The organism is Adlercreutzia sp. St.1H8 (genome assembly GCF_059728655.1).
Genome location: NZ_AP039376.1, coordinates 283081 through 288396 on the forward strand (window position 1 = coordinate 283081; position 5316 = coordinate 288396).

2 protein-coding genes are annotated in these 5316 nt (G+C 68.0%); both read left to right on the top strand.

Annotated elements, in window-relative coordinates; translation table 11 throughout:
* Nucleotides 1-33: 33 nt before the first annotated feature.
* Nucleotides 34-936 carry a serine O-acetyltransferase gene (locus AC6I0Y_RS01165; protein ID WP_160710392.1) on the top strand — a complete coding sequence of 301 codons (903 nt, stop codon included), beginning with the start codon at nt 34-36 and terminating at the stop codon, nt 934-936.
* Nucleotides 937-1524: 588 nt separating this feature from the next.
* Nucleotides 1525-3273, top strand: coding sequence for a UDP-N-acetylmuramate dehydrogenase (gene murB / locus AC6I0Y_RS01170; RefSeq protein WP_497732427.1), 1749 nt, complete (start codon nt 1525-1527; stop codon nt 3271-3273).
* Nucleotides 3274-5316: the final 2043 nt, after the last annotated feature.

Consider the following 5316-nt stretch of genomic DNA (forward strand, 5'->3'; position numbering starts at 1 on the left):
CGCGCCCGGCGCCCACCACGAAGGAGGACACCCATGTTCGGAGACAACCTCGAGCGCATCGTCGCCGGAATCGAGAAGAACTACGAGGCCGACGAGATCTTCTTCACTAAGCCCGGCCGTCACTTCCCCAGCCGCTCGGCCATCAAGATGCTGCTGAAGGAGACGCGCCGCGTGCTGTTCCCCGGCTACTTCGGCGAGGAGATGCTCTCGCCGTACACGAGCCCGCGCTACTTCATCGGCGACACGCTCATGCAGGTGGAGCGCGTGCTGCGCGCCCAGGTCATCACGGCGCTCAAGTACACCGACGACGGCGCGAGCACTCCCGAGCAGATCGAGCAGCGCACCAACGAGATCTGCACCGCCTTCTTCGACGAGCTGCCGCAGGTTCAGCGCGTGCTGCTGACCGACGTGCAGGCGCTCTACGACGGCGACCCGGCCGCAGGCTCGAAGGAGGAGGTCATCTTCACCTACCCGGGGCTGTACGCCATCTATGTGTACCGTATCGCCCATGTGCTGTTTGAGCTGGGTGTTCCCATCATCCCGCGCGTTATGACCGAGCTGGCGCACAGCGGCACGGGCATCGACATCGGCGCCGGCGCGACCATCGGCGAGTACTTCTTCATCGACCACGGCACGGGCGTCGTCATCGGCGAGACCACCGAGATCGGCGACCATGTGAAGATCTACCAGGGCGTCACGCTGGGCGCGCTCTCGACGCGCGGCGGGCAGCGCCTGGCCGGCGTGAAGCGCCATCCCACCATCGAGGATGACGTGACCATCTACTCGAACGCCAGCGTGCTCGGCGGCGAGACCGTGGTGGGGAGGGGGTCTGTTATCGCGGGCTCCACGTTCGTGACGAGCTCGGTGCCGCCGCATTCCCGCGTGTCGGTGAAGGCGCAGGAGATCACCATGCGCCAGCCGGGCGAGAAGGACTAGCGCGGTTCTGCGGGCGACGCGCGGCGCGCGAATGCGGGCGACACGCGGGTTGCGTGGGCGCTGGCAGGCTGGGGAGGCGGTGTCGGCTGGGGGCAGGGCCGGGTCGCGCGATGCCGGGGCGCCGGGCGCGTTCCTCGAGCGCGTGGGCGGGCGTCGGGATGCGTCCGTCGTCGGTCGGCGTGATGACGGGGTTGGGCGGTGCCGGATGCCCCGCGGACGCGTGGGGGGCGGGTGCCGGAGGCCAGGCGCGGCATAGGTCGCGCGCCCCGTGGCGTCGAGTGGCCGCACGCGAGCGTCGAGCGCAGGGTGTCGGATGGCGCCGCGCGCCCCGCAGGTGTGTGGAGGCGGGCGCCCGGGTGCCCACAGCCACGTTTTGGCGCTGGAATGGCAGAAAATGGCAGTTTGGTACGCTTCGCCATCTTTGTTTGCGTGCAAACTTTTGCAAAACCCCAGGTCAGCGAAATTGCTTGGTGAGGCGTGCGGCGAAAATGGCGTTCTTTTGATTGAAAAGGCTCCGGCAAGCGTACCAAACTGCCATTTTCTGCCACTATGGGGCGAAAAAGTGGCAGTGAGCGAGAGGAGCGGGTCGTGCGTGCGACGGAAGAGCAGGTAGGGGCCGAGCTGCGGGCCATTCTGGGCGACGACGGGTTGCGCGAGAACGAGCCCCTGGCGGCGCACACGACGTTTCGCATCGGAGGCCCGGCGCGCTGGCTCGCACTGCCGTCGAGCGAGGAAGAGGTGCGCGCCGTGGTGCTGGCCTGCCGTCGCCTTGGCTGGCCCTGGCGCGTCCTGGGCCTGGGTTCGAACATCCTCGCTGCTGACGAGGGCCTCGACGAGGTGATCATTAAGCTCGCCGACCGCTTTGCCGCCATAGAGATGGCCCCGGAGGCTTCCTCGGAGGGAGCGGAGCGCACGGAAGAGGCGGATGCCGCGAAAGACGTCGCGCACGCTGGGGAGGGCTGTGCAGAGAGGGGTCGTGTTGCGAGTGCCTCGGCGTATGCGGCGAGCGCCGCATACGTGGTAAGCCTAGCGAGCGCGGAAGGCGTGAAGGGCGCGGCGGAGCCTGCGGCCGCAGCGGGCGCGACGGAGAGCGTGGAGGCCGCAGACACGGTGGAGCCTGCGGAAGGCGCGGCGGGCGCGGTGGGAGCTGCGGAGCCTGCGGGGACTGCGGAAGGCGCGGCGAGGGCGGCGAGCGTGACGGATGCGGTGGACGCGGAGCCTGCGGAAGGCGCGGCGGGCGCTGCGGAGCCTGCGGGGGCTGCGAGCCTGGTGGATGCGGGTGCGGGCGCAGTGGGCGTGATGAGGCACGTAGGGATCGCGGACATGGCGGATGCGGCAGCTGCGGCGGACGTGGCGAGCGTGACGGATGCGGCAGATGCGGCGGGGGTCGTGATCGCAGCAGGCGCGGCGAGCATGGCGGGAACCGCGGACGCGGCGCGGGTTGCGGGAAACGCGCAGGATGCGGTGCGGCCCGTGGGAGCTGCGGATGCGGCGAAGATCGCGGACGCGCTTGCTGGCGTGGTGGAGCGCGGCTCGCGCGGTGCGGCTGCGGCCGCCGTCGTCGCGGGGGTCGCGGCGCTCAAGGCGGCTCTCGGCGGAGCGTCCGTTCTGCCCGGTGGCGTCCCGAGTGTTTCACGTGAAACATCCGGGGCGGGCGCTCCCGCGGGGGACGCGACGGACGCGCGACCCGATGACGAGGCCGCCCGCACGAGGCTGGTGTTCGCGCAGGCGGGAGCCACGAACGCAGAAGTGGCAGAGGCTGCTTGCGCGGCAGGACTGGCGGGATACGAGTTCGCCAGCGGCATTCCCGGCACCGTCGGGGGCGCGGCGGTGATGAATGCGGGCGCCTACGGTGGCGAGTTCGCGGACGTGGCCGTCTCTGTGCGTTGCCTGACGCCCGAGGGCGCCGTGGTGGACGTGCCCGCCGCCGACGCGGCCTGGGGCTATCGGTCGAGCCTCATGATGGAGCGCGGCTACGTGGTGCTGGGGGCGATTCTGCGCCTGACCTGCGACGATCCCGCCGTCATCCGCGCGCGCATGGACGACCTGGCGCAGCGGCGGGACGAGAAGCAGCCCCTGGACATGCCGTCGGCGGGCTCCACCTTCAAGCGACCAGAGGGCCACTTTGCCGGCAAGCTCATTCAGGACGCAGGGCTCCAGGGGTTCGCTGTGGGAGGCGCCCAGGTGTCGACGAAGCACGCCGGCTTCGTCGTGAATACCGGAGACGCCACGGCCGCCGACGTGAGGATCCTCATCGCGCAGATTCAGGAGCGCGTAGAGGAGCGCTCCAGCGTCAGGCTGGAACCTGAGGTGCGCCTCTGGGAACCATCGATATAGATGACCCTATTTAGGTACTTCGAAATCTGATAGTACCAAAACAAGTACAACAAAACTGAATGCGAGAACCCTGCTGCTAGGAGGGGTCTCTGTGTGCGCCCTCGGTCTCGTCGCACCGTTGGGGTGAAGGACGCGCGTGAAGTGAAGTGTTTCACGTGAAACATCAGTACGCTTTCTGAAAACCGATCCCCATTGTTTCACGTGAAACATTCGTACGCAGAAACGCCCCCGCAAACCCGAAGGCAGTAAGAGCGCGCCTAATCGAGGCGAGGTTGGGGAGGGCGATAGGAGGGGCGGCGACGAGGGGGTCGGGGAAGGGAGATGGGGAACGGAGAGGGGGAGCTGGGAAGGGGAATAGGGAGGGGGGGGGAGGGGAGGAGGAGGGGAATGGGGAAGAGAAGGAGGAAGAGGGGAAGGGGAGGAGGATGGGGGAGGGGGCAGACGGGTGAGGCAAAAACGCAGTGAAGGAGAAGGGTCGAGAGAAGGGAGGGTGGGAAGAGGGAGGGGGTAGGAGGGCGGGAGAGCAAAGGAGAGGAGTAGGGAGGGTGGGAGGACAAGGGGAGGGAAGGGGCATGAAGAAAAGAGGGGGCGGACGAAGAGAGAGCGAGTGGGGCAAAAGCGAAGGTGAGATAGGGGGTGAGTAGGCGGTACGGGGTGCTGGTGCGGACGATACAGCGCGTCGATGCATTCGTGGATGCGATGGGGGCGATAGGGGCACATGCGGCAAAGCCGGCGGGAGGCGCAAGGTAGTGCGAGTGACGGCGGAAAGGGTGAGGCAGTGCGAGAGATGGCGCAAAGGCAAAGCAGTCGAGAGATGATGGGGAGGGTAAGGAAATATGAGAGACAACGGGTTTCGGTGGGATGTTTTTGGGATAGTGGCGAATTGTCAATGGGATTGATTTGGGACATTTGAGAATCAGGGAGATAGGAGCGGGTGGCGGGGCGGACGCGCCATGCAAGGACGGTGGGCGTACGGGGGGGGTGCGTGCCGTTGGGCGGCGCAGGGATGCAGCATGGGATGCGCGTCGCGAGCGACATGGGATGCACAGGGGGGGGGTGAGTTTCCGGCGCGAGGCGTACTGTGGGCTGTGCGGGGATGCAGGAGCTTGGCGCCACGATGGGGGGGGGCTCGGGGATGCACGCAGCGGCGGAGAGGCGGGCGCCCGACATGGGGCGCGCTGCGGGCTGCGCGGGGACGCGAGTGTGCGGCGCCACGACGCGAGGCTTGGGGGGGCGACCGCGGGGTGTGCGGGGGTGCGCGACCGCGGAGGGCGCGCTGCGGGTAGTGCGGGGTGCGCCGGGAGGGGCGGGCGCCCGGCGTAGGGGGCGACCGCGGGCTGTGCGGGGATGCCGACCGCGGAGGGCGTGGTGGGTGGTGCGGGGTGCGCCGGGAGGGCGAGTGCCTGGCGCGGAGGGCGTGGTGGGCTGTGTGGGGTGCGCCGGGGGGGGGCGAGGGCTCGGCTCGCGGGGCGCGCTGCGGGGTGCGCGGGGATGCGCGACCGCGGAGGGCGCGCTGCGGGTAGTGCGGGGTGCGCCGGGAGGCGCGGGTGCCCGGCGTAGGGGGAGGGGCAGGGGATGTGGAGGGAGTGTGACGATTGTGGAAAGTCGGGTGATTCATAGTTGAAAGACCGTTGCTTTCGCGGTGCGATTGCGTGCGGGGCTGTCTGGCCCGATTTAGGGGCATCTGGGATTGGGGCGCTTATCGTTTTGCAAGGTGGATCGCGGAATTTGTACGCTTTCCAGTCACCTTATTTCATGTCAAAAAGTCTTGGCTTCGTGTAACGGAAAGGTTACAATGAAGCAACCTTTGGGATAGTTATGCCCAAAAGTGGAAATCGGGGCGTTCCGCGCGTCTCCTTCCATCGCCTAAGAGCCTGGCAAAACAAGGGCTCCAGGGTGGCATGGGGGGGGGGTGCTCTGTGGCTCGTCGCGATGACTCGAGAACCAAGGTCGGCCGAACGGCAATCGGTCGGCAGGAGAGGGTCGGCGCCGCCAAGGGGGCGGCGCGAGGCAAAGGCCCTCATAGGCGTAAGGATTGAAGCG

Bases quoted from the DNA above. Each gene is read 5' to 3' on its own strand.
- AC6I0Y_RS01165 (WP_160710392.1), top strand. From the start codon at position 34: ATGTTCGGAGACAACCTCGAGCGCATCGTCGCCGGAATCGAGAAGAAC.